The sequence below is a fragment of the Streptomyces formicae genome, assembly GCF_002556545.1.
GTDB lineage: Bacteria > Actinomycetota > Actinomycetes > Streptomycetales > Streptomycetaceae > Streptomyces > Streptomyces formicae_A.
The window spans coordinates 620,532-645,574 of the sequence record NZ_CP022685.1 but is presented as its reverse complement, the minus strand read 5'-3'; the positions used below and the strand labels follow the sequence as shown (position 1 = coordinate 645,574).

Annotated in this window: 20 protein-coding genes; 10 read left to right on the top strand and 10 right to left on the bottom strand. The window is 70.5% G+C overall.

The genetic code is table 11. The features are described 5' to 3' along the window. Nucleotides 1-75: 75 nt before the first annotated feature. The 5 genes from KY5_RS02700 (at nucleotide 76) to KY5_RS02680 (ending at nucleotide 5,054) form a co-directional block, all read left to right on the top strand. Nucleotides 76-849, top strand: a complete 774-nt coding sequence (locus tag KY5_RS02700) for an MHYT domain-containing protein (RefSeq protein ID WP_098240664.1) — start codon at nucleotides 76-78, stop codon at nucleotides 847-849. Between the two features lie 64 nt (nucleotides 850-913). Beyond that, the gene (locus KY5_RS02695) at nucleotides 914-3,604 is read left to right on the top strand and encodes a nitrate- and nitrite sensing domain-containing protein (RefSeq protein ID WP_098240663.1); all 2,691 of its coding nucleotides are present in this window, start codon (nucleotides 914-916) and stop codon (nucleotides 3,602-3,604) included. Further along, nucleotides 3,601-4,035 (top strand): roadblock/LC7 domain-containing protein, encoded by a 435-nt coding sequence (locus tag KY5_RS02690; RefSeq protein ID WP_098240662.1) that lies wholly within the window; start codon nucleotides 3,601-3,603, stop codon nucleotides 4,033-4,035. The genes KY5_RS02695 and KY5_RS02690 overlap by 4 nt, the downstream gene beginning before the upstream one ends. A gap of 19 nt (nucleotides 4,036-4,054) precedes the next feature. After that, complete coding sequence (locus tag KY5_RS02685) at nucleotides 4,055-4,468, top strand: DUF742 domain-containing protein (protein ID WP_098240661.1); 414 nt, start codon at nucleotides 4,055-4,057, stop codon at nucleotides 4,466-4,468. Then, nucleotides 4,449-5,054 carry a GTP-binding protein gene (locus tag KY5_RS02680; RefSeq protein ID WP_098240660.1) on the top strand — a complete coding sequence of 202 codons (606 nt, stop codon included), beginning with the start codon at nucleotides 4,449-4,451 and terminating at the stop codon, nucleotides 5,052-5,054. Before KY5_RS02685 ends, KY5_RS02680 begins: the two co-directional genes overlap by 20 nt. Before the next feature lie 4 nt (nucleotides 5,055-5,058). On the opposite strand, the gene KY5_RS02675 is transcribed toward KY5_RS02680, so the two are convergent. Further along, nucleotides 5,059-5,487, bottom strand: a complete 429-nt coding sequence (locus KY5_RS02675; RefSeq protein ID WP_098240659.1) for a PPOX class F420-dependent oxidoreductase — start codon at nucleotides 5,485-5,487, stop codon at nucleotides 5,059-5,061. A 92-nt stretch (nucleotides 5,488-5,579) separates the two neighbouring features. Here KY5_RS02675 and KY5_RS02670 point away from each other — a divergent pair, with 92 nt between their 5' ends. Both KY5_RS02670 and KY5_RS02665 read left to right on the top strand, forming a co-directional pair. Then, the gene (locus tag KY5_RS02670) at nucleotides 5,580-5,993 is read left to right on the top strand and encodes a roadblock/LC7 domain-containing protein (RefSeq protein ID WP_098240658.1); all 414 of its coding nucleotides are present in this window, start codon (nucleotides 5,580-5,582) and stop codon (nucleotides 5,991-5,993) included. A gap of 110 nt (nucleotides 5,994-6,103) precedes the next feature. Beyond that, nucleotides 6,104-7,063: a DUF6397 family protein gene (locus tag KY5_RS02665; protein ID WP_199842905.1), complete on the top strand. Its 960-nt coding sequence runs from the start codon at nucleotides 6,104-6,106 to the stop codon at nucleotides 7,061-7,063. 13 nt (nucleotides 7,064-7,076) lie between these two features. Here KY5_RS02665 and KY5_RS02660 read toward each other — a convergent pair whose 3' ends face one another. The 4 genes from KY5_RS02660 to KY5_RS02645 form a co-directional block, all read right to left on the bottom strand. Continuing rightward, nucleotides 7,077-7,595 (bottom strand): tetratricopeptide repeat protein, encoded by a 519-nt coding sequence (locus tag KY5_RS02660; RefSeq protein WP_098247023.1) that lies wholly within the window; start codon nucleotides 7,593-7,595, stop codon nucleotides 7,077-7,079. Between the two features lie 148 nt (nucleotides 7,596-7,743). After that, nucleotides 7,744-8,937: a winged helix DNA-binding domain-containing protein gene (locus KY5_RS02655; RefSeq protein WP_098240657.1), complete on the bottom strand. Its 1,194-nt coding sequence runs from the start codon at nucleotides 8,935-8,937 to the stop codon at nucleotides 7,744-7,746. A gap of 25 nt (nucleotides 8,938-8,962) precedes the next feature. Continuing rightward, nucleotides 8,963-9,865 (bottom strand): acyl-CoA thioesterase, encoded by a 903-nt coding sequence (locus KY5_RS02650; RefSeq protein WP_098240656.1) that lies wholly within the window; start codon nucleotides 9,863-9,865, stop codon nucleotides 8,963-8,965. A 46-nt stretch (nucleotides 9,866-9,911) separates the two neighbouring features. Continuing rightward, a complete protein-coding gene (locus tag KY5_RS02645; RefSeq protein ID WP_098240655.1) occupies nucleotides 9,912-12,425 on the bottom strand; it encodes a DEAD/DEAH box helicase in 2,514 nt (837 codons plus the stop codon). 121 nt (nucleotides 12,426-12,546) lie between these two features. Between KY5_RS02645 and KY5_RS02640 the strand changes: the two genes are divergently transcribed. Then, complete coding sequence (locus KY5_RS02640; RefSeq protein WP_098240654.1) at nucleotides 12,547-13,341, top strand: metal-dependent hydrolase; 795 nt, start codon at nucleotides 12,547-12,549, stop codon at nucleotides 13,339-13,341. Between the two features lie 62 nt (nucleotides 13,342-13,403). On the opposite strand, the gene KY5_RS02635 is transcribed toward KY5_RS02640, so the two are convergent. The 4 genes from KY5_RS02635 to KY5_RS02620 form a co-directional block, all read right to left on the bottom strand. Then, nucleotides 13,404-15,260, bottom strand: a complete 1,857-nt coding sequence (locus tag KY5_RS02635; protein ID WP_098240653.1) for an ABC transporter ATP-binding protein — start codon at nucleotides 15,258-15,260, stop codon at nucleotides 13,404-13,406. Continuing rightward, nucleotides 15,257-17,110 (bottom strand): ABC transporter transmembrane domain-containing protein, encoded by a 1,854-nt coding sequence (locus KY5_RS02630; protein WP_098240652.1) that lies wholly within the window; start codon nucleotides 17,108-17,110, stop codon nucleotides 15,257-15,259. Before KY5_RS02630 ends, KY5_RS02635 begins: the two co-directional genes overlap by 4 nt. Before the next feature lie 75 nt (nucleotides 17,111-17,185). Then, on the bottom strand, nucleotides 17,186-18,967 hold the full coding sequence (locus KY5_RS02625; protein WP_098240651.1) for an ABC transporter ATP-binding protein: 1,782 nt from the start codon (nucleotides 18,965-18,967) through the stop codon (nucleotides 17,186-17,188). Further along, entirely contained in the window at nucleotides 18,964-20,820 is a 1,857-nt protein-coding gene (locus KY5_RS02620; RefSeq protein WP_098240650.1) for an ABC transporter transmembrane domain-containing protein, read from the bottom strand. The genes KY5_RS02625 and KY5_RS02620 overlap by 4 nt, the downstream gene beginning before the upstream one ends. 278 nt (nucleotides 20,821-21,098) lie before the next feature. On the opposite strand from KY5_RS02620, the gene KY5_RS02615 reads away from it, so the two are divergent. Then, nucleotides 21,099-21,839 (top strand): L,D-transpeptidase family protein, encoded by a 741-nt coding sequence (locus tag KY5_RS02615; protein WP_098240649.1) that lies wholly within the window; start codon nucleotides 21,099-21,101, stop codon nucleotides 21,837-21,839. 46 nt (nucleotides 21,840-21,885) lie between these two features. Then, on the top strand, nucleotides 21,886-23,511 hold the full coding sequence (locus tag KY5_RS02610) for a peptide-N4-asparagine amidase (RefSeq protein WP_098240648.1): 1,626 nt from the start codon (nucleotides 21,886-21,888) through the stop codon (nucleotides 23,509-23,511). An 80-nt stretch (nucleotides 23,512-23,591) separates the two neighbouring features. Here KY5_RS02610 and KY5_RS02605 read toward each other — a convergent pair whose 3' ends face one another. Further along, the gene (locus KY5_RS02605) at nucleotides 23,592-25,037 is read right to left on the bottom strand and encodes a Gfo/Idh/MocA family protein (protein WP_098240647.1); all 1,446 of its coding nucleotides are present in this window, start codon (nucleotides 25,035-25,037) and stop codon (nucleotides 23,592-23,594) included. Nucleotides 25,038-25,043 lie beyond the last annotated feature (6 nt).

Below are 25,043 nucleotides of genomic sequence, written 5' to 3'. Positions count from 1 at the left end.
CTCTCTGTCATCTTCCAACACCTTTCGAAATGCGCCCCCGTAGTGCGCCCGCGGCAGGACTAGCGTCCCGGAGCCATGGGACACCTGGACCACGCCACATTCGGTTGGCTGACCCCCGTGCTGTCGTACGCGATGGCCTGCATCGGCTCCGCCCTGGGGCTGTGCTGCACCGTCCGCGCGCTGGGCGCCGAGGGTCGCTCGCGCCGGAACTGGCTCATCACCGCGGCCTCCGCCATCGGCACCGGCATCTGGACCATGCATTTCGTCGCGATGCTCGGTTTCGGAGTCACCGGCACCGAGATCCACTACAACGTGCCGCTGACCATGCTCAGCCTCCTGGGCGCGGTGGTCGTCGTCGGCGCCGGAGTCTTCGCCGTCGGATACGGCCGGGACCGGGGGCGGGCACTCGCGATCGGCGGGCTCACCACGGGGCTCGGCGTCGCGAGCATGCACTACATCGGCATGGCGGCACTGCGCATGCACGGCGAGGTGCGGTACGACCCGGTGCTGGTCGGCCTCTCCGTAGTGATCGCCGTGATCGCGGCGACCGCAGCCCTGTGGGCGGGCCTCAACATCAAGTCGCCCCTCGCGGTGGCCGGCGCGTCTCTCGTCATGGGCGGGGCGGTGAGCAGCATGCACTACACCGGCATGCTCGCCGTGAGCGTGCGCGTCACGCCCTCCGAAGCCGCACTGCCCGGGGCCACCACGATGCAGTTCATCTTCCCCCTCGCCGTCGGTCTCGGGTCCTACATGTTCTTGACCTGCGCCTTCGTCGCGCTCTCCCCGACGGAAGGCGAGCGCGAAGCCTCCGTGTCGGCCCAGCGACCGGCCGAGACCGCCGCCCGATAGCGGGCTCCGTCGTGGCCGGTGACGGCCCGGCGGCACGCACCGAACCCACCCGAGCGAGGAGGCCATGCGCACACCACGAAGCACCTCGGATCCCGCCGACGGCGTCATACCGCCACAGTCGGCGCCCCCGGCGCGCGGCCGCCGTGCCCACGCGGGCCGACCCGCCGACGAACGCGACGAACACCCCTACGGAGACGAACACCCCTACGGAGAGGACGACATCGCCGAACCTCCGGGGGATAGGGAACTCACGGGCGCGAGCCACTGGCGGCTGCGGCCCCGCACCGTCCGAGCCAAGATCGTGTGCCTGTTGATGGTGCCCGTCATCTCCCTGCTCGCTCTGTGGGGGTACGCGACCGTCAGCACGGCCCAGGACGTGGCCAGGCTGCGGCAACTGCAGCGCGTCGACACCGGCATACGCACCCCCGTGGAAACGGCGATCACCTCGCTCCAGGCCGAGCGCGTCGCCGCCGTGCGCTACGCGACCAAGCCGAACACCGGCCGTGGTGACGCACTCACGAAGCAGGGCGAGCGCACCGACCGCGCGGTGGCGAAGCTGCGCATCGGAGATGATTCGACCGTCGCGGACGGGGTCGGTCTTCCCCGGGGAGTGGCCGACAGGCTGGAGACGTTCCTCACCGCGGCAAACGGCATGCGCACGCTGCGGAACGAGGTGCTCGACCGCCGCACCGGCTGGAATACGGTGTACGGCCAGTACACGCGGACGATCGCCCAGGCCTTCGGGGTCGGCGGCGCGCTCTCCGGCATGCAGGACACCGCGGCAGGCTCCAACGCGCGCGTGCTGCTCGAATTCTCCCGGGCCGGCGAAATGCTGGCACGCGAGGACGCCGTGCTTGCCGGAGCACGACTCGACGGCTCCCTCGCGGGGCAGCGGCTCCGGCTGTTCACCGGTGCCGTGGACACCCGCAGGACGCTGGCGGAAACCGCGTCCGGTGATCTGCGCGGCCCCCAGCGGGCGGCTTGGCGCGGCATCGAGAAGGGGAGCGCGTACGACGACGTGCGCACCGTCGAGGACAAGGTGCTCGTGACACAGCCCGGCCCGAAGGCGCTCGGCGCGGCCCCGGCAGGTACCTGGGACGACGCCTACGGAGAGGTGCAGGACCAAGTCGACGCGGTCGTGGCGAACGCGCACCGCGACGCCGCTGCCCAGGCTGACCCGCTCACTCACGGAGTGCTCACCCCCGCGGGCGCCGCCGTCCTCCTGGGGCTCGTCGCCGTCGCCACGTCCCTGGTCGTCTCCGTACGCATCGGCCGAGGGCTGGTCGTCGAGCTGGTCGGCCTGCGCAACGGCGCCCTGGAGATCGCCCGGCGCAAGCTCCCGAACGCGATGCGGCGGCTGCGCGCCGGTGAGGAGCTCGACATCAATGCCGAAGCGCCGCCCGGACCACCCGCGGAGGACGAGACAGGACAGGTCGCCGAGGCGCTCGGCACCGTCCACCGGGCCGCCCTGCGCGCGGCGGTCGAGCGCGCCGAGCTGGCCAGCGGCATCTCCGGAGTCTTCGTCAATCTCGCCCGCAGGAGCCAGGTTCTCGTCCACCGCCAACTCAGCCTCCTGGACAGCATGGAACGCCGGGCCGAGGACCCCAACGAGCTCAGTGACCTCTTCCGGCTCGACCACCTGACCACCCGGATGCGGCGACACGCGGAGAGCCTGATCATCCTCTCCGGGGCCGCGCCCGGCCGCGCCTGGCGCATGCCCGTGTCGCTGACGAACGTGGTCCGTGCCGCCGTCTCCGAAGTCGAGGACTACGCGCGGGTGGAGGTACGCCCATTGCCCGGAGCCTCGGTCCTCGGGACGGCAGTGGCCGACCTGACCCACCTCCTGGCCGAACTCGTCGAGAACGCGGCACAGTTCTCACCTCCGCACACCAAGGTGCGGGTCAACGGCGAACCGGTCGGCAACGGCTACGCCCTGGAGATCGAGGACCGTGGGCTCGGCATGGGGACCGAGATGCTCGCCGAGGCCAACCGGCGCATCGAGCAGTCCGAGGCGCTCGACTTGTTCGACAGCGATCAACTCGGTCTCTTCGTCGTCAGCAGGCTCGCGGCACGGCATCACATCAAGGTGCATCTGCGCACATCGCCCTACGGAGGTACCACCGCGGTGGTGCTGCTTCCCACCGCGCTCCTTCACAGCGGCACGGTGGAAAGCCCCCAGGCCGCCACCGTGGAGCGCGGGCGCTTCCCGGGAAAGGAGCACGCGCGCGTGGAGGGCGGGTCGGAACGCCGCGTGAACGGCAACTCCGTCCCTGCCCCGGCAGCCCTCCCGGCTCTCGCCGCAGCGGTGGAGGCGTCCCCACCGCCCGGCGTCACTACGCTGCGGCCGCACCGGACGCGTGATCCCGGATCCCCAGGCTCGGGACCGTACGGTGACGGGCCGCTCGACGTGGCGGGCGCTGACGCCCAAGTCCCCGCCCTGCAAGGTCCTGACGCGGACGGCTTCGTAGGGCAACACGCCGACGCCCAGGCAGCGGCCTCGGACGAACTGCCCCGCCGGGTCCGTCAGGCGAGCCTCGCCCCTCAGCTCCGAGAACATCGGTCTACGGAAGAGGCGGCCACGGCGGCCCCCGCAGCGGAGGACGAACGCAGCCCTGAGCAAGTACGTGCCCGCATGACCGCCTACCGCGACGGCTGGGCGCGGGGCGGCGGTCCGCTCCCGGGCATCGTCGGCTCGGTCCCCGACATCTCAGGGCCCGCACCGGGTCGAGACAGCAGTGAAGGAGACCACGCATGATCCAGGATCAGAGCATCACCGCCGGGCGGACCGGCGAACTCGACTGGTTACTGGACGACTTGGTGCTGCGCGTCGGTGAAGTGCGGCACGCCGTGGTCCTGTCCAACGACGGCCTGCCGGTCGGCGCGTCGACCGCCCTCACTCGCGAAGACGCCGAACACCTGGCCGCCGTCGCATCGGGGTTCCACAGCCTCGCCAAGGGGGCGGGCCGCCACTTCGGGGCCGGGGGAGTGCGTCAAACCATGGTCGAGATGGACGACGCCTTCCTGTTCGTGGCGGCCGCGGGCGATGGCTCCTGCCTCACGGTCCTGAGTTCCGTGACGGCCGACATCGGGCTCGTGGCCTACGAGATGGCGCGGCTGGTCAAGCGGGTGGGCGAACACCTCTACACCCCGGCGCGCTTCGCCGCGCAGCCGCCGGCCGCCGGGTGACCGAGGACGGTCGGCGGCCATGACCGAGGAAGCGAGCGGACTCCCGCACCAGCCGGGCAGTCAGTGGTACGACAACGAAGCCGGTCCCCTCGTCCGTCCCTACGCGATGACGGGTGGGCGGACCAAGCCCGGGCCGAGCGACGTGCGCTTCGACCTGATCGCGCTCGTCACGCTCGATGGCAGCGCCCCGGGCCCCGGCGACGACTCCACGCTGGGACCCGAACACCGGACACTGATCGAACTGTGCCGCACCGAGACACAGTCCGTCGCCGAACTCGCCGCGGGCGCCGATCTGCCCGTCGGCGTCGTCCGCGTGCTCCTGGGCGACCTGGTGGAGAGCGGCTGCGTCAAGGTCAGCCGACCGGTGCCGCCCGCGCAGCTACCCGACGAAATGATTCTTCGTGAGGTGATCGATGGTCTCCGAGCACTCTGACGCCACCGGCGACGACACCACCGCCATGGCGCTCAAGATCCTGGTCGCGGGCGGCTTCGGGGTGGGCAAGACCACCCTGGTCGGCGTGGTCAGCGAAATCCGCCCGTTGCGCACGGAAGAACTGCTCAGCGAGGCGGGCGAGTCGGTGGACGACACCGACGGCGTCGACCGCAAGACCACGACGACCGTGGCCATGGACTTCGGCCGCATCACCATCAGGTCGGGCCTGTCGCTGTACCTGTTCGGAACTCCGGGACAGGATCGTTTCTGGTTCCTGTGGGACGAGCTGTCACAGGGCGCCCTCGGAGCCGTCGTCCTGGCGGACACCCGACGGCTCGAGGACTGCTTCCCCGCCGTGGACTACTTCGAGCACCGACGTATCCCGTTCGTCGTGGCGGTCAACTGCTTCGCGAACGCGCGTACGTACGGAGCACATGAGGTGTCACGAGCCCTGGACCTCGACAGCGGAACTCCGGTGGTGCTGTGCGACGCACGGGACCGCGACTCGGGGAAGGAGGTGCTGATCCGGCTGGTCGAGTACGCCGGACGGATGTATACCGCCCGGCTGCTCGACACCGTGGGCTGAGCGCTCAGTCGGAGACCGAGGCGTAGGCGAGTACCTTGTCGATCCTCACGCGCACCAGGAGTTCCCCCGGTACGCCGTTGCGCTTGCCGAACTCGTCGGCGCGTTCCTCTCCCATGTAGCGCGCGCCGAGCCGGGTCGCCCAGCGGCGGACCTCGTCGATGTCTTCACTGATCTCGGCGCGGCCCTGAAGGACGACGAAGGCGAACGGGGGCTTGTCGTCGTCCACGCACAGGGCCACACGCCCGTCACGAGCGAGGTTCCGTCCCTTCACGGTGTCCTTGCCGGTGTTGAACACCAGGTCGTCCCCGTCGATCAGGAACCAGATCGGGGCGATGTGCGGGCTGCCGTCGGCGCGGACGGTCGACAGCTTGCCGGTACGGGTTCCGTGGGATACGAAGGCTCGCCACTGGTCATCGGTCATCTTCTGTGCCATGTCCCCATCCTGCTTGCCCGGGCGCCGGTCGTGGTGAAGGCTGGCAGGTCAGATCCTCCAGCCAGGGGGAGCGGAATCGGGGAGACGGGAACATGGGGCAGAGCACGGGGCTCGGTTGGCTGCTGGACGACCTGACGCAGCGGATGGAACACGTACGGCACGCACTGGTCCTTTCGAATGACGGTCTCGTGACGGCGGCGAGTTCGGATCTCAAGCGTGAGGACGCGGATCACCTGGCGGCGGTCGCCTCGGGACTTCACAGCCTGGCCAAGGGGTCAGGACGCCAGTTCAACGCGGGCAATGTGCGTCAGACAATGATCGAGTTCGATGACGCGGTCCTCTTCGTCACGGCGGCTGGTGACGGCAGTTGCCTCTGCGTCCTGAGCTCGGCGGAGGCCGACATCGGCCAGGTCGCGTACGAGATGACGCTGCTCGTCAACCGGGTCGGCGAGCACCTGGGAGTCGGTGCGAGGCAGCCGGAACGCACGCCCATAGTGGACCTCTGACCTGCACTGACGCTGCCACGTCAAGAGTTATCCACAGGCCGAGCGGGGATCGCGGGGATCGAGCTACGGTTTTTCCCGAGAGCAATCACATCTCACGGGGGAGAACCACCATGACAAGCGACACCATCACGTCATCCACCGCGGTGGCGCCCGCGCAACAGTCGTTGGCGCCGAGCCGCGCCGCGGGGGAACTGGGCTTGAAACGCGGCGAGTTCGAGCTCGCCGTGATGTTGGGACGGGTACGCACCGTCGGCGAGGCGGTCGGCGGTCAGCGCCGCGTCCCGCAGGAGGAGATCGACCGCGTACGCGGGAGCGAAGGGTTTCCCGAGGCGCTGCGAGAGAGCGTCAGAGCCGTGGGCACCACGGAAGGCGCGGCGCTGATGGAGATCACCACGACCCGCTTCACTCGGCTTGCCCGCGCCGGTGTGCTGACGCCGGTCAAGTTCTACTTGAATCGCTACCGTGCCGTCGTCTGGCTCTATCTGGCCGAAGAACTGAGGCAGTTCGCCGGGACGGAGGGGAACGCCCGTCTGCTCACCGGGCGCACCCCGGAGCCGATGCGCGCCCGACTCGCAGAGGGGCAAGACCTGCGGGCGCGGAACTGGCGCGGTCGGCACACGGGATTCCTGCTCAGCCAGTGCGAGGACCCGTGGGAGCGCGCCGCCGTCATGGCATCGCAACTCGACCCGGTGCAGATCGCGGAGATCGTCAGGGATCCGTACGAGCGGGCCTATGTGAACCGCCTCAGGCCCGTGCCACGCAAGCAGAGCGCGCCGGACTCGCCCGCGGCGCTGATCGTCGAAAGGATCACGACAGCGGACGATCCCGACGAGATCCGATGGCTCCGATCCAGTCTGCTGATCGGCCTCATCCAGGCGCGCGGACAGCGACCGGCGCCACGCCCCGCACCGCGGCCCGTGGCCCAAGCGGCGAATCGCCGCCCGGCTTCGGCGACACGGCACGGCAAGGTCGCCGAAGCCGCCGAAGCCGCCGAAGCCGCCGAAGAGGTGACGACCGTGCCGGACGAGCCGCGCGGCCTGCGCGAGTGGCTGCGCCGCAGGCGGGCGTAGGACGCGGCAGTCCCTACGTCGTCGCGTCGAGGTCCTTGGCGTAGAACTCGATGGCGGATCGATAGCCAGCGATCTCCGGGGCACTGCTCGTGGCGGCGAGCAGCGTCAGGAGCATCCGCATCGCTTCGTGGGCCCGGCCGGTGTTGTACAGAGCCATCGCCAGGAACGTCTTGAGCGCGGCATCGTCCGGGAATTCGTTCACGGCATCGGTGAGCGTGGTGACCGCGTTCTCGTAGCGCCCCAGGGTGCGATAGGTGCTGCCCAGACCGAGCAGGGCGCCCCGTCTGTCGTCCTCCGTAAGACCCGGCCCTTCGAGCGCGTGCTCGTAGTACGGCACGGCCTCGGCTTCCAGGCCGAGTGTGTCGTGGACCCACGCGGTCTGATAGGCCACTTCCGCATCGTGGGGGAAGTGCTCGGCGAGGGCGACCAGTTGTTCCTTGGCCTCCTCGCGGCGGCCTGCCTCGCGAAGCCGTATGGCCTCCGCGAGCGCCTCGTCCCTCTCCAAGTCGTCCACTCTGTCGACTCCGCCCATGTCCATTCCCCCGACCCTTTCGCTCTCGCTGCCGAGCACCGCGTCGAGCCGCAGCGCGCGTCGACTTCGATGATCTCGCGCCTACGCCCGACGCAGAACGGAGGTACCCGTGTCCACGCCGTCCTTGCCGAAGCCCGCCGCGCGGGTGTCAACCGGCCAGTTCCTCCTCGAGCCAGGTGCGGCCCCGAGCGCGCGCGGTGAGCCGTGCCCCGCCCAGGCGCGAGGCGAGGCGCTCGGCCTCGGTCGCGACCGCGTCGCGGGCGTCCGCTCCGACGTCCTCCAAGAAGCGGCACACGATCTCGCCGTCCGCGTCCTGGGCCCAGCCGCCCACGATCCGGCCGTTCCACCACAGGGAGGGGCCGATGTTGCCGTTGCGGTCGAAGAGCCGAGAACCGTGCTCGCCGAGGAACCAGCCGCGGTTCTGCCAGCCCATCGGGGTGGAGTCGAGCGAGGGCAGCAGGGCGGCCCAGGGCTCGGGCGTGGGCGTCTCGGCCAGGTCGTCGGGGAGGAGGAGTCCTGGAGTTCCGTCCAAGTCGACCTCGATGGGACGCAGTTCGGTCAGCGCCCGCTTCGTCTGGGTCTTGGTCCATCCGGCCCACCAGCGCAGATCGTCGGCCGGTGCCGGCCCGAAGGTGTGCAGCCAACGTCGCGCGACCTCGGTCTCCGCCTCGTGGGGGTCCCGGTCCGCGAGGCCGTCGGGAAACCAGTCGGTCAGCCGCGCCCAGCGGTACTGGTGCGACTGCCACGATCCGCGGGGGCGAGCGCGCACCACGCGCCCCTCGGCGGCCAGCAGCAGGAGGAGCCTGCTGGCCAGCCTCTGCTTGGACTCGTAACGCTTGCCGGGAGACATGACCAGCTCCGTGCTCAGCCGCGGATCATCGCCCGCCACCTCGGCCGCCGTCGCCTCACCCCGCTCCTTGAGGGCCCGCAGCGCCACTTCCTCGGTCTCCGCCAGCCAGGCCGCGACCCCTGCGGCGTCGCGGGCGACCCCGATGTCGGCCAGCATGCGCAGCAGCAATCGGCGTTCGCGCGCGGCGACGGGATGGGAGCAGGCGGCCTGCAGGGCGGGGGCGACATCCAACGACGTCACAAAGACCGTGCGCCGCATGCCCATGAAGCGGATCAGCGAGCGGTCTTCGTACAGGGCACGCTCCAAGTCGGCGACCTGGCCGTCCTTCATACGGGCCCACGCACCGATGTACACCGACGACGGGTCGGTGCCGTGCAGCGCGAGGAGCGATCGTGCCACGTCGGCCGGGTCGTCCGCTCTGGTGGCCGAGGTCAGCCGGTGGCGCAGCGCCAGACGCGCCCGCCGCTCCGCCACGTCGATCCGTCGCACCATGCCTCCTCCAAGGGCCCCACGCCGTTCACGCGCTGGTGGTCGGGGCGTCCATGTGCCGCTCCCCGTACGGACGGAAGAGCCCTTCTTGTACGACCGACACCAAGAGCCTGCCCTCCGTGTCGTAGATGCGGCCTCTCGCGAGCCCGCGGCCCCCCGTCGCGATGGGGGACTCCTGGTCGTAGAGGAACCACTCGTCCGCCCGGAAGGGGCGGTGGAACCACATGGCGTGATCCAGCGACGCCATGTCGAAGCCGCGGCGGCCCCAGAGCGGCTCCACCGGGATGCGGACGGCATCGAGGAGCGTCATGTCGCTGGCGTAGGTGAGTGCGCAGGTGTGTACGAGCGGGTCGTCGCCGAGCGGCCCCACGGCACGCATCCACACCGCGCTGCGTGGCTCGGCGTCCTTGATCTCCTCTTCGGTCCAGCGAAGCCGGTCGACATAACGGATGTCGAAGGGCTGGCGACGGGCCATGCGTTCCCACTGCTCGGGAAGCGCGCCGAGGTGCTCCTTGATCTCCTCGGCGACCGTCGGCAGCGACTCCGGAGAGGGAGCCGCGATGCGCGGTGGCAACTGGTGCTCGAATGCGCCCTGTTCTGGCTGATGGAAGGAGGCGGTGAGGTTGAAGATGGTGCGGCCCTGTTGGACGGCGGTGACGCGGCGCGTGGTGAAGGATCGCCCGTCCCTGACCCGTTCGACCTGGTACACGATGGGGACGCCCGGGCGCCCCGGACGCAGGAAGTACGCGTGCAGCGAATGCACCGGGCGATCGCCCTCGGTGGTGCGGCCCGCCGCGACGAGGGCCTGCCCGGCGACCTGCCCGCCGAACACCCGCTGGAGGGACTCCTCCGGGCTGCGGCCGCGGAAGATGTTGAGCTCGATCTGCTCCAGGTCCAGCAGGTCGACCAAGCGCTCGGCGGGGTTGTTCATGGCAGTTCCTCGACTCCTGTCCGGGGCGAACGGATCCTCGGGGCGCTCAGAGCTGGCCGACGTCCGTGACCCGGACGACGGCGCGGCCCTCCTCATCGGAGGCCGCGAGATCGACCTCCGCGCTGATGCCCCAGTCATGGTCGCCGTTCGGGTCGGCGAACGTCTGGCGGACGCGCCACAGACCGTGTTCCGGATCCTCCTCGATGAGCAGCAGCTTGGGACCGCGCGCGTCGGGTCCGGTGCCGAGATCTTCGTACTCGTCCCAGTACTTGTCCATCGCCTCGCCCCAGGCGTCCGCGTCCCAGCCGGACTCCCCGTCCAGCTCGCCCAGCTCCTCCACGTGATCGAGCGCGGCAAGCTCCACCCGGCGGAACAGCGCGTTGCGGACCAGGACCCGGAAGGCGCGGGCGTTGGCCGTGACCGGCTTGACCTGATCGGCCTTCTCCTGGGCCTCCTCGGCCGTCATGACCTCCGGGTTGGCGAGCTGCTCCCACTCGTCCAGGAGGCTGGAGTCGACCTGGCGGACCATCTCGCCGAGCCAGGCGATCAGGTCCTCGAGGTCCTCGGACTTCAGGTCGTCGGGGATGGTGTGCTCAAGGGCCTTGTACGCGCCCGCGAGGTAACGCAGGACGATGCCTTCGGTGCGCGCGAGTTCGTAGAAGGACGTGAACTCCGTGAAGGAGAGCGCCCGTTCGTACATGTCGCGGACGACGGACTTCGGGGAGAGCGGGTGGTCGCCGACCCACGGGTGGCTGGTGCGGTATGTGTTGTACGCGTGGAGGAGCAGCTCCTCCAGAGGCTTCGGGTACGTGATGTCCTGAAGCCGCTCCATCCGGTCCTCGTACTCGACGCCGTCCGCCTTCATCAGCGCCACGGCCTCGCCACGCGCCTTGTTCTGCTGGGCGGCGAGGATCTGGCGCGGGTCGTCGAGGGTGGACTCCACGACGGACACCATGTCCAGGGCGTACGAAGGGGACTCGGGGTCGAGCACCTCGAAGGAGGCGAGGGCGAACGTCGAGAGCGGCTGGTTGAGCGCGAAGTCCTGCTGCAGGTCCACGGTCAGGCGCACGATGCGGCCGGTGGCGTCCGGCTCGTCCAGCTTCTCCACCACGCCGCCGGCGAGCAGCGAGCGGTAGATCGCGATGGCCCTGCGGATGTGCCGCAGCTGCTGCTTGCGCGGCTCGTGGTTGTCCTCGAGGAGATGACGCATCGCCTCGAAGGCGTTGCCGGGGCGGGCGATCACGGAGAGCAGCATGGTGTGCGTGACCCGGAAGCGGGACGTCAGCGGCTCGGGCTCCGAGGCGATCAGCTTCTCGAAGGTCCCCTCCGACCAGGCGATGAAGCCCTCGGGAGCCTTCTTGCGGACCACCTTGCGGCGCTTCTTCGCATCGTCACCGGCCTTGGCCAGTGCTTTCTCGTTCTCGATGACGTGCTCGGGCGCCTGCGCCACCACGAGGCCCGCCGTGTCGAAGCCCGCCCGCCCGGCGCGTCCGGCGATCTGGTGGAACTCCCGCGCGCGCAGGGTGCGGACACGGGTGCCGTCGTACTTGGTGAGCGCGGTGAACAGCACCGTGCGAATCGGGACGTTCACTCCGACGCCCAGGGTGTCCGTGCCGCAGATGACCTTCAGGAGACCGGCCTGGGCGAGCTTCTCCACGAGGCGTCGGTACTTGGGCAGCATGCCCGCGTGGTGCACGCCGATCCCGTGGCGTACGTAGCGGGAGAGGTTGCGGCCGAACTTGGTGGTGAAGCGGAAGCTGCCGATCAGATCGGCGATCTTGTCCTTCTCCTCGCGGGTGCACATGTTGATGCTCATCAGCGACTGTGCGCGCTCGACGGCCTGCGCCTGCGTGAAGTGCACGATGTAGACCGGCGCCTGCTTGGTCTCCAGGAGCTCGGTGAGCGTCTCGGTGATCGGCGTCAGTCGGTACTCGTACGACAGCGGGACCGGGCGCGTCGCCGAGCGGACCACCGAGGTGGGGCGGCCGGTGCGGCGCGTCAGGTCCTTCTCGAACATGGAGACGTCGCCGAGCGTCGCCGACATGAGGATGAACTGCGCCTGGGGCAGTTCGAGCAGCGGGATCTGCCAGGCCCAGCCGCGGTCCGGCTCGGCGTAGAAGTGGAACTCGTCCATGACGACCTGGCCGATGTCGGCGTCCTTGCCGTCACGCAGCGCGATGGAGGCGAGGACCTCGGCCGTGCAGCAGATGACGGGGGCGTCGGCGTTGACGGAGGCGTCACCGGTGAGCATGCCGACGTTCTCGGTGCCGAAGAGCTTGCACAGGTCGAAGAACTTCTCCGACACGAGCGCCTTGATGGGCGCGGTGTAAAAGGTGACCTTGTCCTGGGCCAAGGCTGTGAAGTGGGCGCCCGCGGCGACCAGGCTCTTGCCCGAGCCCGTGGGCGTGGACAAGATCACGTTGGCCCCGGAGACCACCTCGATCAGCGCCTCCTCCTGGGCCGGGTAGAGAGTGATCCCCTGTTCCTCGGCCCACGACGAGAAGGCTTCGAAGAGGGCATCGGGGTCGGCATCCGGCGGCAGCTGATCGATAAGGGTCACACCCCCATCTTGCCTTCCTTCTCACCCGATCAGGGAACCGGCGGTCCCTACGAAGATCATGAACGCTACGCTGTGTCGCCAACGGGGCGTCAGTTCAACGGAAATGGGGCGGGCAACAACAATGATGGGACCGGCACACTCACTGTCGGGGGCGGCGGCCTGGCTCGGTGTCGGAGCGGCCGCAGCGGCCGCCGGGCACACGATGCCCTGGCCGGTTCTCCTGGTGGGGGCACTGATCTGCGCCGGGGCGGCTCTCGCACCCGACCTCGACCACAAGTCGGCCACCATCTCGCGGGCCTTCGGTCCCGTCTCCCGGGGCCTGTGCGAGATCGTCGACAAGCTGTCCTCCGCCGTCTACAAGGCGACGCGGAAGCAGGGCGACCCGCGCCGTTCGGGCGGGCACCGCACGCTCACGCACACATGGCTGTGGGCGGTGCTGATAGGAGCGGGCACCTCCGCCCTGGCGATCTTCGGCGGGCGCTGGGCCGTGCTTGCCATCCTCTTCATCCACATGGTGCTCGCCATCGAAGGGCTGCTGTGGCGGGCGGCCCGCGGGTCGAGCAGCGACGTGCTGGTTTGGCTCCTTGCCGCGACGAGCGCCTGGATCCTCGCGGGAGTGCTCGACAAGCCGGGCAACGGCGCGGACTGGCTCTTCACGGCGCCGGGCCAGGAGTACCTGTGGCTGGGGCTGCCGATCGTCCTCGGTGCCCTGGTGCACGACATCGGGGACGCGCTGACCGTCTCCGGGTGCCCGATCCTGTGGCCCATCCCCGTCGGCCGCAAGCGCTGGTACCCGGTCGGGCCGCCGAAGATGATGCGTTTCCGGGCGGGCAGCTGGATCGAGCTCAAGGTCCTGATGCCGGTGTTCATGCTGCTCGGTGGAGTGGGCGGCGCGGCGGCGCTCAACTTCATCTGAGGGACCGCCGCTTTCGGCTGCGAAGCCGCCGCGCCCACCACGCCCGCCGAGCCCGCCGCGGTTCAGCCCAGCGCCGGGCGCTCCTCGGGCTGGGAATGCCAGGAGTGCCAGAGCGCGGCGTAGGCGCCGTCGGCCGCGACGAGAGCGTCGTGGGAGCCCAGCTCCGTCACCCTGCCGTCCTCCATCACCGCGACGCGATCCGCGTCATGGGCCGTCTGCAGGCGGTGGGCGATGGCGATGACGGTCCGGCCGTGGAGCACGGCGGCCAGGGCCCGCTCCGTGTGGCGAGCCGTCGTCGGGTCCAGGAGCGCGGTGGCCTCGTCGAGGATCACGGTGTGCGGGTCGGCGAGCACGACGCGGGCCAGCGCCAGCTGCTGGGCCTCCGCGCCGTGCAGCAGACGGCCGCCGGGGCCGAGCTCCGTGTCCAGGCCGTCAGCGAGGCCCTCGGCCCAGTCGGCGCCGACCGAGCTGAGGGCGGCTTGCAGCTCGCTGTCCGTCGCGGACTCCGCGGCGATCCGCAGGTTGTCGCGGACGGTGCCCAGGAAGACGTGGTGCTCCTGCGTGACCAGGACGACCTGGCGGCGCAGCCGGTCGGGCGGCAGATCGGCGATCGGTACCCGACCGACGGTCACCGATCCCTTCACCGGTGCGTCGATGCCCGCGAGCAGCCGACTCAGGGTGGTCTTGCCCGCTCCGGACGGGCCGACGATCGCGAGGCGTTCACCGGGGCGGACCGACAGGTCCACGTCGCGCAGGACCTCGGGGCCACCTCCGTACGAGAAGCAGACACCGTCGACGTCGATTTGGTCGTCCGCCGGAACGCCGACGCTCTCGACCTGACCGCCGTCCTCCACCAGGTCGACGGTGGCGGTCCCTGCCAGGCCCTCGACCCTGGCGAAGGACGCGGTGCTGCTCTGCAGGTGCTCGACCTGCTGAAGGATCGTGTCCAGAGGCTGGGAGAGCTGCCGCAGATACAGGGCGCAGGCCACCACCGTGCCCAGGCTCACCGAACCGTGGTCGTGCAGGACGCCACCAATGAGCAGTACCGCGACCACGGGGACGGCGTACGAGATGTCGATGCTGGGAAACAGGACGCTGCGCAGGTGGAGGGTCCGCTCACGCGCGGCGACGCAGCGCCCGATCTGTGCCTCGCTGTCCGCGACGCGCTGCTCCCGCAGGCCGAAGGCCTCCACGGTGCGGGCGCCGGAGGCGGTGGCGGCGAGCACCTCGGCCAGGGTGGAGTGGGCCGCGCCCTCTTCGAGGTAGGCGGTGTGGGCACGGCGCAGGTACCAGCGAGTGGCGAACCAGATCCCGACGAGACCGAGCACGCCACAGGCGCCAAGCAGCGGATCGAGGAGGAAGACCGCGCCGAGGATGAACAGGGCTTGGACGGCCGCCACGAAGACGTCGGGCCCTGTGTCGCGCAAGGTCTGGCCGGCCGTCGCGACATCGGTGGTGCCGCGTGCCGTCAGGTCTCCCGCCCCGGCACGCTCCACGACCGAGGCGGGCAGGGCGAGCGCCCGGTCGACGAACTGCTCGCGGATGCGGGCCAGCGTCCGCTCGCCGAAGCGGTGGCCGAGGTAGCGGGCGTGCCGGGACAGGAGGAGCTGGGCGACGGCTCCGGCCAGGATGCCCAGGGCGAGGCGGTCCACGGTCGCGACGCTTCCGCCGTCCTTGACCGTGTTGATGATGCGCCCCAGGAGCCAGGGTCCGACGAGGCCCGCGGCAGCGGCGAGCGCGTTGAAGACGAGCATCGCGGTGAAGGCGCGGGTGTCCTGTCGGATGAGCCGCGCCGCGGCACGGCGGACCTGGCGCGGCCCGGCTACGGGCAGGTGGCCCGGCGGCGGCTCGGGGCGGGATTCCGAGGCCGCGGACCGCGCCCGGAGCTGGGACCGCTTCGTTCTGGGGCGCTGTGTCATCGAAGGGCCTCGTGCGGGGAATCGGAGGAATCGTGAGAGGAAGGGGAGGGCAGGTCGGGTCCCGCTGGGAGACTCGGCCGGCCGTGCTTCTCAGCGCTGTCAGGAGGTTCTGCCTCCGCGCGGTCCGCGTCCTCGTCCTCGTCCTTGGCTTCACGCGACACCAGCTGCCGGTAGCCGGGGTGATCGGCCAGCATGTCGGCGTGTCGGCCGACGGCGGCGACGCGGCCGTCCACGAGGTACTGGACCACGTCGGCTTGGTCGAGAAGCAGGGGAGAGGTGCTGGTGATGACGGTGGTGCGGCCGGCGCGGGCGGTGCGCAGACGTGCCGCCATCTTCGCCTCGGTGTGGGCGTCGACCGCGGAGGTGGGGTCGATCGCCATCAGTACCTCAGGACCGGCGAGCAGAGCCCGCGCCAGGCGCAGGCGCTGACGCTGGCCTCCGGAGAGGTTGCGGCCGTTGGCGTCCAGGGGCGCGTCGAGCCCTTCCGGCAGGCCGAGCACGATGTCGCGGGCCATGGCCGCGTCGATGGCGTCCGCCACGGCCCCGTCGCCGGGATCCCGCCGACCGGAGACGGCCGAACGCAGTGTCCCGGCGAACAGGTCGGCTTCGTTGTCCGCGACGAGGATCCGCGCACGGACCTGGTCCAAGGCGATGGCGTCGAGTCGGGTCGTGCCCCAGGTGGCCTGGGACGGAGCGAACCGGCCGAGCCGGTCGACGACATCCGTGCAGTCCGTCGGACGGGCGCTGACCAGCGCCGTCAGGAGGCCGGGCGTGATCTCGACACCGGACTGCGGATCTCGCAGCACGGACGGCGCTTCGGGCCCGTCCACTCCGTCGGCAGCCGAGCCCTGTACGCGCGGATCCGGTTCCAGGTTCAAGAACCCCACGACCCGGCGCGCCGACACCAGGCCGCGGCTGATGTCGTACCCGGCTTCGATCAGGAAGGACACCGGGAGCACGAGGACGGCGACGTACCCGTACACGGCCACCAACTCGCCGACCGTGATCGACCCTTGAGCCGCCATGCGCGCGGCGAGCCACGTCACGGCGGCGAGGAACAGAGTGGGGAGGCCGAGGCCGAAGGCCTGGATCCAGCTCATCGCGGAGCCGACGCGGTATCCCTCGTCCCGCAGCTTCCGCGAGCCCTCGCGGTAGCGGGCCGCGAACACGCCCTTGCCGCCGAGGCCGTTGAGGATGCGCAGGCCACCGGCGAGGTCGGCGAGGTCGGCCGCGAGCGCGCCCTGCCGTTCCCGGTACGCGGCCTCGGCGCCCTGCAACCGGCCGAGCAGCGGACCGATCAGCGCGACGATCAGCGGCACACCGACCAGGACCACCACGGCCAAGAGCGTGGAGACGGACAGGAGGAGGGCGGCCACCACGATGTAGGCGATCACCGCGCCCACGCCGGGGCCCGTCGCCGTGAGCGTCTGGCTGATGACGCCCACGTCGGAGTGCCCGATCGTGACGACCTCACCGGTCGAGACGCGGCGGGAGAGTCCCGCGCCGAGCCGGGTCGCGTGGTCGACGACGACCCGGACCGTACGGAAGTAGGCGTCGAGGCGGACTCGGGTCATCGTGCGATGCCGCATGATCGCCAGCCAGGCGTTGAGGACCCCGATGCCGAGCAGCGCCACGCTCCACCCCACCAGTGCGCCCCGGTCACCGGGGCGCAGCCCGTCGTCGATGGCACGCGACAGGACGTAGGGCGGCAGGGTCAGGCAGACCATCCACACGGTGCCGAACAGGGCGCCGGTGGCGATCCGCCCTGGCTGGGCGGCGATCACCCACCAGAGGTAGCGGGCGGGGCCGCGACGGTCGGGAGCGCCGGGATCCGTGGACGATGCAGACATTCACGAACCTTAGTCACTCCGCTCACGGCCGCACCAGGGTCAATTGCTCCGGTGCGCGGCCTGACCACGCATCCTCTACCCGTGCCAGGACCGCCACAGTGCCGCGTACGCCCCGTCGGCCGCCACCAGTTGGTCGTGGCCGCCCAGTTCGCTGATCCGGCCGTTCTCGACCACCGCGATGACGTCCGCGTCGTGCGCGGTGTGCAGCCGGTGGGCGATCGCCACGACCGTGCGCCCGTCCAGGACCCGGGCGAGCGAGCGCTCCAGGTGGCGCGCCGCACGTGGATCGAGGAGCGAGGTGGCCTCGTCCAGGACCAGGGTGTGCGGGTCGGCGAGGACCAGCCGGGCCAGCGCGATCTGCTGCGCCTGTGCCGGTGTCAGCGCGAAACCGCCGGAGCCGACCTCGGTCTCGAGCCCTTCGTCGAGGGCCCGGGCCCAGTCGGCCGCGTCGACCGCGCCGAGCGCCGCCCACAGTTCGGCGTCGCGCGCTCCGGTCCTGGCCAGGAGGAGGTTGTCCCGCAGCGAACCCACGAAGACGTGGTGTTCCTGGTTGACCAGGGCCACGTGCGCGCGGACCTCCTCGGCGGGCATGTCCGACAGCTCCGCGCCGCCCAGGGTGATGCGGCCGGTACGCGGTCCGTAGATGCCCGCGAGCAGCCTGCCCAGCGTCGACTTGCCCGCTCCGGACGGGCCGACCAGAGCGACACGCGAACCGGGCTCGACGGCCAGCGACACCTCCCGCAGGACGTCGACGCCCGAGCGGTAGCCGAAGTGCACGTCGTCCGCGAGGACTTCGCGCCCCTTCGGCGTCACCGAGGCATCACCGGCGTCGGGCTCGATGTCGCGCACGCCGACGAGGCGGGCCAGCGACACCTGGGCGACCTGCAACTCGTCGTACCAGCGCAGAATGATGCCCAGCGGGTCGACGAGCATCTGCGAGATCAGCACGCCGGTGGTCAGCTGGCCCACGCCGATCCAGCCTTGCAGGACGAAGACTCCGCCGATCATCAGGGTCGAGCAGAGCACGATCGTGTGGGTGAAGTTGATCACCGGGAAGAGTACGGAGCGCAGATAGAGGGTGTACCGCTCCCAGGCGGTCCACTCCTTGATGCGGCGCTCCGACAGATCGATGCGGCGCTGGTCGAGCCGGTGGGCCTCGATGGTGCGGCCCGCGTCCACGGTCTCCGCGAGGGCCGCGGCCACCGCCGCGTAACCGGCGGCCTCCGAGCGGTAGGCGGCGGGCGCCCGCTTGAAGTACCAGCGGCAGCCCACGACGAGCAGCGGCACGGCGACGAGGACGGCAGGGGCCAGCGGCGGCGCGGTCACGGCGAGACCGCCCAGGAGAAGCACCACCCACACCACGCCGATCGCGAGCTGCGGCACGGCCTCGCGCATGGCGTTGGCGAGCCGGTCGATGTCCGTGGTGATCCGGGAGAGCAGATCGCCCGTCCCGGCCCGCTCCAGGACGCCCGGCGGCAGGCCGACGGACCGTACGAGGAAGTCCTCGCGCAGATCCGCCAGCATGCGCTCGCCGAGCATCGCGCCGCGCAGCCGCACCTGGTGCACGAAGAACGCCTGCACGAGGAGTGCGAGGGCGAACAGGCCGATGGTGAGCTCCAGATGGAGGTCACGGGCGTCGTCGGAGACCTTCTCGACCAGGCCGCCGAGCAGGTAGGGGCCGACCATGGAGGCGATCACGGCGAGGGTGTTCACCACGATGAGCAGGACGAAGGCCCGGCGGTGGCGCTGGAACAGTTCGCGCACGTAGCCGCGCACGGTCGAGGGCGCGCCGATGGGCAGCGTCTCCGCCGTGGTGGGGGCCGCCGGGTCGTACGCCGGTGGCGCCAGGCCGATCATGCCGTCTCCTCGATGTCGAGATCCGTCAGGGTGTCCACGGTGACGCGCTCGTCGTCCGTCTCCCGGGTCACGACGGCGCGGTACCGGGGCTGGCTGTGCACCAGTTCACGGTGCTCGCCCACCGCGGCGACCTCGCCCTCGTCCAGGAAGACGACGCGCTCGGCGCGGTCCAGGATCAGCGGCGAGGAGGTGAGGACCACGGTCGTACGTCCCCGGCGCAGCTCCCGGATGCCGTCGGCGACCCGTGCCTCGGTGTGGGAGTCGACGGCGGAGGTCGGTTCGTCGAGGACCAGCGCCTCGGGGTCGGTGACCAACGAGCGTGCCAGGGCCAGGCGTTGGCGCTGGCCTCCGGAGAGGGAGCGGCCGCGCTCGGTGAGGTGGGCGGCCATCGGGTCGTCGTCCACCGAGGTCTGCGCCAGCGCGTCGAGGACGTCCGAGCACTGGGCCGCGGACAGGGCCTCCGCCGCACTGACGGCTCCCGATGCGGGGACGTCCAGGAGTGTGCTGAGTGTCCCGGAGAGCAGGACGGGGTCCTTGTCCTGGACGAGCACGGCGGTGCGGGCGGCGGCCAGCGGCAGTCCGTCGAGCGGGACGTCACCGAGACGCACCGAGGGCAGGTCGGCCGCGCCGTCGAACGCCGGGTGGCCGCCGAGGCGTTCGGCGAGCCGCCCTGCCTCGTCCGGGTCACCGCAGACCACGGCGGTCAGTCGCCCGGCAGGGGCGAGGAGCCCGGTGGCCGGGTCGTACAGGTCGCCCGTGGGAGGAGTGCTCGGGTGCTCGACGCCCTCGTCGAGGCGCTCCGTGCCCTTGTCGGATGTGGCACCTGTGCCAGATGCTGCCTCGTCCGCCGACCGCGTGGTCCGCTCCAGCGACAGGACACGCGCGGCCCGCTTGGCGGAAGGGCGGGAGAAGGAGTACGCCATGGCGATCTCCTCGAAGTGCCGCAGCGGATAGTTGAGCATCATCACCGCGCTGTAGACGGTGACGAGTTCGCCGACCGTGATCCGGCCCTCGCGGGCGAGATGGATGCCGTGCCAGACGACCGCGATCATCAGGAGACCCGGCATCAGGACCTGGATCGCCGAGATCGTGGCCCACATCCGGGCGCTGCGCACGGCGGCCGTACGGACCTCCTGGGAGGCGCGGCGATAGCGGTCCAGGAAGAGTTCCTCGCCGCCGATGCCGCGCAGGACCCGCAGGCCCGCGACGGTGTCCGAGGCCAGCTCGGTGGCGCGGCCGGCCTTCTCCCGCTGGAAGTCCGCCCGGCGGGTCGCGCGGGGCAGCAGGGGGAGCACGGCGATCGCGAGGAGCGGAATGCCCACGGCGACGACGACGCCGAGCGCGGGCTGGTAGACGAGGAGCCCGATGGTGACCAGGACCACCGTGAACGCGGCGGCGGCGAAGCGTGAGAGCGCCTCCACGAACCAGCCGATCTTCTCGACGTCGCCGGTGGAGACCGCGACGACCTCTCCGGCGGCCACGCGCCGGGTGAGCGCGGCGCCGAGGAGAGCGGTCTTGCGGGCCAGGAGCTGCTGGACACGGGCGGCGGCGGTGATCCAGTTGGTGACCGCCGTGCGGTGCAGCATCGTGTCGCCCAACGCGACGGCGATGCCAAGGACGACGATCAGCGCGCCCGCGAGGGCGAGCCGAGTGCCCGAGCGGTCGAGCACGGCCTCGACGGCGATGCCGACCATGTACGGCAGGCCCGCGATGGAGCCGAAGTGCAGCAGCCCCCAGGCGAGGGACTTGAGCTGGCCGCCGAGCTGATTGCGGCCGAGCCACAGCAGGAAGCGTGGCCCCGACCGGGCATCCGGAACGCCGGGGTCGGAGTACGGAAGGTCGCGAATCTGCATGGGGTCCCAGAGCTCGGTGCGGTGAAGGGCGGTGGTGGATGGACGCCGACAGGTGGCGGTCGGCTGGCCGGGAGCGGAGCCGACGGGGGGTGGCGAGCCGTGAGCGGGCGGTGGTGCAAGCGGTGGTGACAAGTGGTGGTGACAAGCCGTGAAAGGTTCGCCTCGTAGGGTGGGCGGAAGCAAACGATTTTCCGGCCGACGGTAAAGAATGAGCCCGATCTCCGTGAGCCGGGAGGGCGCGGACAGGCGCACCGCACACCGGGTGCGACCATGGGCGGATGCGTATAGCCGGTGCGGTGCGAACGGCGGTCGCGATGGCGGCCTGTGCTCTCCTTGTCACGTCCTGCGGAAGCGGGGACGACTCGGCGAAGAAGAACGACGACGCCGGGCAGGGAGAGTCCGACACCCATGCGCGGGCTGCCGACCAGAAGCGCATCCCTGATGTGGGGGACGGGCTTCAGTCGAAGATCCCCGAGAACTCCCAGCAGGTGCTCGCGGTCTACGGCGACGGCGAGGACTCCGCGAACTCCACCATCGTTCTTTATGCGAAGTCCGGGCCGAAGGACGCGACCTGGGAGAAGAAGCACAGTTGGTCGGGCCACAACGGCAAGAAGGGCTGGACCACCAACCACCACGAGGACGACAAGCGCAGCCCGGTCGGCGTGTTCACGCTCACCGACGGGGGCGGTGTCCTCGCGGCTCCCGAGGCGAAGCTGCCGTACAGCCAGAGCGCGTCCATGCAGGCCCCGCACTACTGGCCGAAGTCGCACTGGCACGACTTCGACTACGTCATCGCCATCGACTACAACCGGGTCAAAGGCACCCCGCCCAATGACCCGACGCGCCCGCAAGGCAAGGAAAAGGGCGGCAGCATCTGGGTACACATGGACCACGGCAGCGGTACGTCGGGATGCGTGAGCCTTTCGAAGTCGGGCATGCGGTACCTGCTCAGCACGCTCGACCCGAAGCTGCACCCGGTCGTGGTCATGGGCGACAAGGCGCACCTCAAGGCGGCCTGAGGGGCGGGGCATTGCGGTGATCGCCGACTGCCCATAGAAATCCCCCATGAGAAGACGCGTCATGTCCATGCTCGTCGGAGCCGCACTGGCGGCGAGCGCCCTCACGGGGGTCGACCCCGCCGCAGCGGCACCCACGGTCGCCGATCCGCCGCCGTCCGAGTTCGGCACCGACTGGCACGACCCGGTCACCGCCGCGCCCCCGATCCGGACGCCGCACACCAAGTCCTGCCGCGTCACGGTCGCGGAAGCCCAGTTCAAGGACTTCACGCCGTACAAGGGGGAGTACGCGCCGCCGGTCGGGTGCGGGGACCGGTGGAGCAAGGTCGTCCTGCGCATGGACGGCAAGGTCAAGGGGCGGCAGTACGACCGACTGGGCTACCTCCGCATCGGCGGGATCGAGGTCTTTCGCACGTCCACGCCCGAGCCCTCGCCCGAGGGCATCGCCTGGCCCGTGGAGAAGGACGTCACGCGCTACAGCGCGACGCTGCGCGGCGACCAGCCGGTGGACATGCTGATCGGGAACGTCGTCAACGAGACGTACACCGGTGTCATCGACGTCAAGGCCACCCTCACGTTCTACGCCGCGGAAGAGCGGGAGAAGCAGGCGAAGTCGTCGGCTCAGCGGATGCCCGACCGCGTCCTGCCGCTCGACGGCGGCACCCTCACCACCCCGCGCAACAGCGAACGCGTCGTCGCCGAGGTATACGCCACCGGTTCCGGCGGCGGATGCGAGGAGTACTGGTACCTGACCGTGCCCGGCACCGCGCCGTACTCCTGCAAGGCGGACGAGGGGCCCTACCGCGAGGTGCAGGTCACGGTGGACGGACGGTTGGCCGGGATCGCCGCGCCGTTCCCGACCGTGTGGACCGGCGGCTGGTCCAACCCCTTTCTTTGGTACGTGATTCCCGGCCCCCGTGCCTTCGACATCAAGCCCATCGAGTACGACCTGACGCCCTTCGCGGGGCTCCTCAACGACGGGCGGCCGCACGACGTGGAGGTCTCCGTCGTCGGCGTGTCCAAGGGGCAGACCGGCTGGAGCACCCCGGCCAACGTCCTGGTCTGGCAGGACGAGAAGAGCGATCACGTCACGGGCAAGCTCACCCGGCACCGCGAGGGCGACCTCGTCAACGAGGCGACGTACAGCCCCGGTTCGCCGACCCAGGAGCACCGTCTGGACACCGAGGGCGGCCACCGGCTCAGCGTCTCCGGCTATGTGGACACCTCGCACGGCCGCGTCGCCACGACCGTGACGCGCACCGTCGCGAACACCTCTGTCCACCGCTGGACGGAGGGTGAGTCCACGGACGCGCTCAAGGCCACCTGGACCGACGACGAGAAGGTCACGACGGGCTCCCGCGCCGTGCGCACCGACCGCACGTACACGATGGACGGCACGACGACGCTCGGGTCCGGCGACCGGCTGCGCACCCAGATCGCGCTCGGCGATCGCGCGGAGAGCGTCACACGCCACGACGGGCGGCGCGCCAACTGGTCGTTCCTCGACGACCGTTACGACGGTGACGCGACGTACACCGCGAACGTCCCGCGCGAGGAGCGGCACGCCGTGGGCACCTCCCGCGAGCGCTACCGGCTGATCGGCGACGGCGGTTGCCACGACCGCACGCTGGCCACGGTGCAGGGCATCCTGACGCGGGACAGCGACCGCTGCTGATCCCCCGGCTCTGTCGCCGTCGGACGGCTGTGGCCCCTATGGGCACAGCCGTCCGACCGCCGCCAAGTCCCCGACGCCCGCTACCCCTTCGGCTTCTCCGAGTCCACTCCGGGACGGGCCTTCTTCCACAGCCCGCGAGTGAAGTCGGGGATCGCTTGGGGCGCGCCCTTCGCCTTGATCGACAGATGGCTCAGCGGCACGGGTGACGTCCAGGTCGCCGCGTCGTACACGTCGAAGTCCGGGACGAGCCCGAGCTGCATGGTCTGCATCAGACGGAAGATCATGATGTAGTCCATGCCGCCGTGACCGCCCGGCGGGTTGGCGTGCTCCTTCCACAGCCAGTGGTCGAACTCGGCGGCGTACTTGCTGAAGTCGCCCCACTCGTCGTTGGTGTGGTCCGGCTCGATGTAGATGCGTTCCGGATAGTCCTCGAAGACGCCCCTCGTGCCGCCCAGGCTGTTGACGCGCGAGTACGGGTGGGGCGTGGAGACATCATGTTCGAGCCGGATGACCCGCCCCTTCGCCGTCTGGACGAGGCTGATCGTGCGGTCGCTCTCGATGTACGTCTCCTTCCAACTCGGGTCGCCCGACGGCATGTTCTCCTTGCGGTACTGGGCGAGGCCGAGCGCGGGCGTGCCGAAGCTGGAGATGTGGGTGACGCGGTCGCCCCGGTTGACGTCCATGTAGTTGGCGACCGGGCCGAAGCCGTGGTTCGGGTAGAGGTCACCCCGCAACCGGGTGTGCCACAGGCGGCGCCAGGGCCCCTCGTAGTAGTCGGGGTCGAACATCAGGCCGCGCAGGTCGTGGTTGTACGCGCCCGCGCCGTGCAGCAGATCGCCGAACTTGCCCGCGTGCGCCATCCGCAGGACACGCATCTCGTTCTTGCCGTAGCAGCAGTTCTCCAACTGCACACAGTGTCGGCGGGTCCGCTCGGACAGGTCGACCAACTCCCAGAGCTGGTCGAGCTGGAGAGCGATCGGACACTCCACGCCGACGTGTTTGCCGTTCAGCATCGCCGACTTGGCCATGTCGAAGTGGAAGTCCCAGGGCGTCGCCACGTACACGAAGTCGATGTCCCCGCGCTTGCACAGGTTCTCGTAGTCGTGATCGCCCTTGGTGTACGTGGCCGGGGCGGGCTGGCCCGCCGTGGTGACCTTCTTCGCGGCGGCCGCGGTCTTCTCCTTGACCGGGTCGCAGAGCGCGACGACGCGGACGCCGGGGATCGCGAGGAACAGGTCGATCATGCTGCCGCCGCGGTTGCCGAGCCCGATGATGCCGACCCGCACGGTGGAGCGCCGCTGGAAGGGCACGCCGATCATGGTGTCGCCCTTGCGGGCGGGCGCCGCGTCGACCGCCGCGGCAGCGGCTTCCGGGGCGTCCGCCCGGGCCGTACCGCCGGTGAAGGCGCCGACCCCGAGCCCCGCTCCGGCGAGACCTGCCGTGCGGAGCACCGCACGCCTCGACTGTCCTTCGGCAGTGGTGTCGGTGCTGTCGTCCGGGACCGGTGTCGCGTTCTCGTCGTGCATCGGACC

Bases quoted from the DNA above. Each gene is read 5' to 3' on its own strand.
- KY5_RS02700 (WP_098240664.1), top strand. From the start codon at position 76: ATGGGACACCTGGACCACGCCACATTCGGTTGGCTGACCCCCGTGCTG.
- KY5_RS02695 (WP_098240663.1), top strand. From the start codon at position 914: ATGCGCACACCACGAAGCACCTCGGATCCCGCCGACGGCGTCATACCG.
- KY5_RS02690 (WP_098240662.1), top strand. From the start codon at position 3,601: ATGATCCAGGATCAGAGCATCACCGCCGGGCGGACCGGCGAACTCGAC.
- KY5_RS02685 (WP_098240661.1), top strand. From the start codon at position 4,055: ATGACCGAGGAAGCGAGCGGACTCCCGCACCAGCCGGGCAGTCAGTGG.
- KY5_RS02680 (WP_098240660.1), top strand. From the start codon at position 4,449: ATGGTCTCCGAGCACTCTGACGCCACCGGCGACGACACCACCGCCATG.
- KY5_RS02675 (WP_098240659.1), bottom strand. From the start codon at position 5,487: ATGGCACAGAAGATGACCGATGACCAGTGGCGAGCCTTCGTATCCCAC.
- KY5_RS02670 (WP_098240658.1), top strand. From the start codon at position 5,580: ATGGGGCAGAGCACGGGGCTCGGTTGGCTGCTGGACGACCTGACGCAG.
- KY5_RS02665 (WP_199842905.1), top strand. From the start codon at position 6,104: ATGACAAGCGACACCATCACGTCATCCACCGCGGTGGCGCCCGCGCAA.
- KY5_RS02660 (WP_098247023.1), bottom strand. From the start codon at position 7,595: ATGGGCGGAGTCGACAGAGTGGACGACTTGGAGAGGGACGAGGCGCTC.
- KY5_RS02655 (WP_098240657.1), bottom strand. From the start codon at position 8,937: ATGGTGCGACGGATCGACGTGGCGGAGCGGCGGGCGCGTCTGGCGCTG.
- KY5_RS02650 (WP_098240656.1), bottom strand. From the start codon at position 9,865: ATGAACAACCCCGCCGAGCGCTTGGTCGACCTGCTGGACCTGGAGCAG.
- KY5_RS02640 (WP_098240654.1), top strand. From the start codon at position 12,547: ATGATGGGACCGGCACACTCACTGTCGGGGGCGGCGGCCTGGCTCGGT.
- KY5_RS02635 (WP_098240653.1), bottom strand. From the start codon at position 15,260: ATGACACAGCGCCCCAGAACGAAGCGGTCCCAGCTCCGGGCGCGGTCC.
- KY5_RS02630 (WP_098240652.1), bottom strand. From the start codon at position 17,110: ATGTCTGCATCGTCCACGGATCCCGGCGCTCCCGACCGTCGCGGCCCC.
- KY5_RS02625 (WP_098240651.1), bottom strand. From the start codon at position 18,967: ATGATCGGCCTGGCGCCACCGGCGTACGACCCGGCGGCCCCCACCACG.
- KY5_RS02620 (WP_098240650.1), bottom strand. From the start codon at position 20,820: ATGCAGATTCGCGACCTTCCGTACTCCGACCCCGGCGTTCCGGATGCC.
- KY5_RS02615 (WP_098240649.1), top strand. From the start codon at position 21,099: ATGCGTATAGCCGGTGCGGTGCGAACGGCGGTCGCGATGGCGGCCTGT.
- KY5_RS02610 (WP_098240648.1), top strand. From the start codon at position 21,886: ATGAGAAGACGCGTCATGTCCATGCTCGTCGGAGCCGCACTGGCGGCG.
- KY5_RS02605 (WP_098240647.1), bottom strand. From the start codon at position 25,037: ATGCACGACGAGAACGCGACACCGGTCCCGGACGACAGCACCGACACC.